This is a genomic window from Vibrio sp. MMH1-50 (genome assembly GCF_022347645.1).
Lineage (GTDB): Bacteria > Pseudomonadota > Gammaproteobacteria > Enterobacterales > Vibrionaceae > Vibrio > Vibrio harveyi.
The window spans coordinates 1-1,708 of record NZ_JAKRGG010000089.1; the positions used below are offsets into that span (position 1 = coordinate 1).

Annotated in this window: 2 protein-coding genes; both read right to left on the reverse strand. The window is 41.2% G+C overall.

All coding sequences use genetic code 11. The annotated features are described in order from the left end of the window. Window positions 1-48: 48 nt before the first annotated feature. The gene (locus MHO32_RS25650; protein ID WP_239215028.1) at window positions 49-996 is read right to left on the reverse strand and encodes a hypothetical protein; all 948 of its coding nucleotides are present in this window, start codon (window positions 994-996) and stop codon (window positions 49-51) included. A 3-nt stretch (window positions 997-999) separates the two neighbouring features. Then, a partial coding sequence (locus MHO32_RS25655) for a hypothetical protein (protein ID WP_239215030.1) occupies window positions 1,000-1,708 on the reverse strand: 709 nt, incomplete at its 5' end.

Genomic DNA, 1,708 nt, shown 5'->3' on the forward strand with positions numbered 1-1,708 from the left:
AGCCGAAAGCTCGTCTGGCGTGATGTAAAAAGGTAAATAAGCCAAAGGTTACTCCTTGGCTGTTGTTAGTTCAGATTCAGATTTTTCAATCTCAGATTCCGTTTGCCACTTGCCGTTGTAAAGATACTTACACTCTGGGAGTGGCGCTTTCGCAACCCTTAAATTAAACACTTCATTGGTAGGATATTCTCGATAACAAGCAGGAGTCGTAAAAAGTCTAGGTTCAGGCTTCGCTTCAAACAGCTTTTTATGATCATTGACTTCTTTACAGTCCAGTTTGTAGATATTTGAAAGTTGCGTGACCATGGATTCTAAATCTGCTTCAGTTTTAAAGAAAACGTAACAATCGAATCGATCTTGTGAGCGAAAGATAGTCTTATGAGCAGTATCTTGGTATTCGCACCTATCATACTTAAAATAGAATTGGAGTACTTTTCTTTTCTTATTGTAATCAGCAAAGAGCCAATCTTCTCGCTCTCCAACTCTCACTTCTGTTGGTTCATCAGGCTGGCGTTTTAACATACCGAATGAGAATAAAATAAGAGCACCAGCTCCCGCTAATGCCATCGGGCCTACCACCGCTACCATTACCACACATACCACTGCGCCTATCCAGCCAACAGCTTGCGTAGCGGTATTTATCCATTTAGGCATATTGCGACGCTTTTTCATCACAAAGCCTTTATCTGAAAAAATGTAGTCATAGCGATAGTCTCGTCCATACATGTAGTAGCTTAGCGAGTACACAAAAAATGTGACAAGTACCGATATGGCATCATTAACCCACCCTCTAGACCAAAAGCCAAGGAAGTAGAAAAATACAATTATCGGCAACATTGCCACAATCGAAATGAACAAATAAAGGTATCGATTTGGTTCTTCAATATCGTACTTACGCCACGTTGTTATATTGTCCCCTGTGAGAATTTCTTGCTCTTGCGCCTCTTGATAAACTGCCAACTCTTCTGGGGTGATATAAAATGGTGAATATGCCAAGGGTTACTCCTTGGCTGTTGTTAGTTCAGATTTAGATTTTTCAATCTCAGATTCGGTTCGCCACTTGCCGTTGTATATACGTCGCCATTCAGGAAGCGGGGCATTTTGAGCCCTAAGGTCAAAGGTATCAGCTACCGGAAATTCAAGGCTGCGAGACGGGATATCTTCAATTCGAGGTTCAGGTCTTCCTTCAAAAAACGCTTTATGGTCTGGAAAATCAATGCATTCAATGCCGTACTTGTTTGAAAGGGTCTCTAGCATTGCATCAAGGTCTTGAGCAGTCCTAAAGAATATGTAGCTATAACCACGAGTTTGAGCTCTGAAGACGGTGTGCTTCTCTAGATTCCATTTAGAACACTCGTCATACTTGTGGTAGAAGCGAATCACTTTACGCTTTTTGTTGTAGTAGGCGAACAGCCAATCCTCACGTTCGCCTACTTTAATTTCGGCTACTTCATTTGGTTGGCGTTTAAGCATTTTAAAGGAAACCAATATAAATGCGCCAGCGCCTGCTAGCGCCATTGGGCCAACAAGTAATACCATTAATATACATACGATAGCTCCAATCCAACCGACAGCTTGTGTAGCATTGTTCATCCAACGCGGTACAGTACTTTGTGACTTAATGACAAAGCCTTTATCAGATAAGGTATAAGTATACCTTTTGACAAAGTTGAGCCTCAAAAGAAAATATATAACTGACGTGGATAAA